Annotated in this window: 2 protein-coding genes; both read left to right on the top strand. The window is 45.9% G+C overall.

All coding sequences use genetic code 11. The annotated features are described in order from the left end of the window. Positions 1–1,179, top strand: a 1,179-nt coding sequence (locus VN105_RS02930) for a TonB-dependent receptor domain-containing protein (protein ID WP_325637752.1), incomplete at its 5' end; no start/stop codon positions are given. 24 nt (positions 1,180–1,203) lie between these two features. Then, positions 1,204–2,823, top strand: coding sequence for a RagB/SusD family nutrient uptake outer membrane protein (locus tag VN105_RS02925; RefSeq protein WP_325637750.1), 1,620 nt, complete (start codon positions 1,204–1,206; stop codon positions 2,821–2,823). Positions 2,824–2,894 lie beyond the last annotated feature (71 nt).

The raw sequence follows: 2,894 nt of genomic DNA, 5'->3' as shown, positions 1-2,894 counted from the left end.
TCCAACGAGAATTTTATGAAACAGCAACGCCTCTTTGATTATCTGAAACTGCGCGTTGGATATGGCATTACAGGTAACCCGCCACAGGATGGGTTTCTGAGCCAGCCATTGATCGGCTACGGCGACTACGTATATACCAATGGCAAATGGTCGCGCATCCTGGTACCGGCTACCAATGCAAACCCCTTTATCCGCTGGGAAGAAAAAGCAGAGGCTAACATTGGGTTGGACTTCAGCTTACTGAAGGGGCGTATCAGCGGTAATGTGGATGTATACAACCGGCAGATCAGGGGGCTGCTGTATAACTACGCAGTACCAAGTCCGCCGAACCTGTACCGGAACACCACGGCGAACGTAGGCAAAATGGAAAATAAAGGCATCGAAATAATGCTGAACTTCGTACCGGTAAAAGCTAAGGATTTTACCTGGAACTCCAGCGTGAATTTCTCTACTAACAGCAATAAATTAATCAGCCTTTCGAACGAATTATACCAAACCACTACCCCTTACTTCACTACCGGTGCAGCGGGTATTCCTATACAAACCTTTACCAGCATCGTTACCATCGGTAAAGGGATCGGCGATTTTTACGGCTATAAAGTGATTGATGTGGATGATAACGGAAAATGGATATACGAAGGAAGGGATGGTAAACCGGTGAGCTATGATAATTTTGCCCATGCCTTTGAAGACAAGAAAGTGATCGGTAATGGTTTGCCGAAATATTATGCCGGCTGGAACAATAATTTTTCTTACAAACGTTTCGATCTGAGTGTTACTATGCGCGGTGCTTTCGGTTACCAGATCATCAATTCACAGCGGATGTATATGGAAAATCCCGCCATCCAGAATTACAACATCCTGAAATCGGCTTACGACCCTGTTTTTGGAAAGAAAGTGCTGAATGTAAATGCGCTTGAACTCAACAGTTATTATGTGGAGAATGGAGATTTCTGGAAGATTGATAATATTACTTTAGGCTATTCTCTTCCACAAACAAAGAACAAATACCTAAAGGGTGCGCGCTTTTATGTTTCCTCGCTGAATACTTTCATTATTACAAAGTACAAGGGCCTGGACCCTGAAGTGAACAGGATGGGGCTGAATCCCGGTATAGATGATCGCGATAAGTATCCGTCGACCCGTTCCTTTACTGTTGGTGTGAACCTGAATTTCTAATCTCCCAAAAAAACAAGTATGAAAATGCTTCGCAGAATAAACGTATTGATGGTCATCATTTTATTGTCGGCCTGTACCAAGTTAAAAGACACGCCATACACAACCATCATCTCTACAAAGTTTGATCCTACCAAGGATGATATAGCGGCACTTGTGGGCGCAGGATATTCACAATGGCGGTTCATATTGCTTGACTGGAATGGTCTCTGGCGTGCGCAGGAGGTAACCGGTGATCAGCTGGTGATCCCCAAACGCCCCTGGGGATGGTTTGACGATGGCGTATACCAGCGTTTGCACAAACATACCTGGACCACCGACGATGATGTGGTGAATCAAACCTGGTCAAGAACCTATGCAGGAATCACTAACTGTAACAGGATCATTTACCAGATTGAATCCGGTCTGATCCCCATCACAGATGAAAAGGACGCCACCCTGGCGGAACTGAAAGCGCTTCGCGCTTCGTACTATGCTATCCTGTGCGACTTCTACGGCAATGTGCCTATTGTAACACAGTTTGATCTGCCATCGGGATTTTTGCCGGAGCAGAACACACGCAAGGAAGTATATGAGTTTATTGTGAAAGATCTTATTGATAACATTCCGTTGCTCAGCAAAGAGAATAATGTGGCTACCTATGGAAAGTTCAACAAATGGGCGGCCTTTACCCTGCTGGCAAAAATGTATCTCAATGCTGAGGTGTATACCGGTACACCACAGTGGGATAAATGCATCAGCGCCTGTGATAGTGTTATCAATTCGGGGGCAGGATATGTGCTGGAAGCTGCACAGAAGAATGTGTTTCTTACAGAGAACCAGAACTCAAAGGAAATAGTGCTGGCCATCCCAATGGATGAAGACTACACCAATAACTGGAACGCGTTTGACCTGCACATGCAAACATTACAGCAGGAAAACCAGGCTACCTATAATTTGAAAAATACACCATGGGGCGGTATTTGTGCTATTCCACAGTTCATCAGCACCTTTGATCCTGCCGACACCCGGTATCAGAACAACTGGATCAAAGGACAACAGTACACCGCAGCCGGCCAGATGTTATATGTGGCGCAGGGCGATTTTGCCGGCAAACCGCTGAGTTTTGTAAATGAATTGCCAGGATTGGAGAAAGGAGAATCAGTGCATGGTTTCCGCCTGGGAAAATTTGAAATAAAGATGGGCGCTACTAACCGGCTGAGCAACGACTACCCCTTGTTCCGTTATGCCGAAGTGCTGATGATGAAAGCAGAAAGCCTGCTCCGTTCAGGCAAAGCCGATGAAGCAGCAGCGATAGTTACCCAGGTACGGCAACGTGATTTTGCCACTGATCCATCTAAAGCGGTAGTAACCGGTGCACAGCTGAAAGGCGGCAGCGCCTATCAATATGGTATGAAAGACGCCGTGAATAACCAGTACAGTAATGAAGGCGGCGCAGATATCCTGTACGGCCGGTTCCTGGATGAGCTGGGCTGGGAGTTCGACCAGGAAGGACACCGCCGCACAGATATGATCAGGTTTGGCGCATTCACAAAAAAATCATGGTTGTCGCATGCCGCTACCAATAATAATAACCGTACGCTATTCCCAATACCCAGAACGGAGATACAGAAGAATAATAATTTAACGCAGAATCCGGGGTATTGAGGCTGTTTTGGTTGTAAATGAATCACGGGGATGAGTATTCATCCCCGTTTTTTTTATGGAGAACTTTTACC

It is taken from the genome of Chitinophaga sp. (genome assembly GCF_035564935.1).
Lineage (GTDB): Bacteria > Bacteroidota > Bacteroidia > Chitinophagales > Chitinophagaceae > Chitinophaga.
The sequence above is the reverse complement of the archived record's forward strand: the minus strand, read 5'-3'. Positions and strand labels throughout refer to the sequence as shown.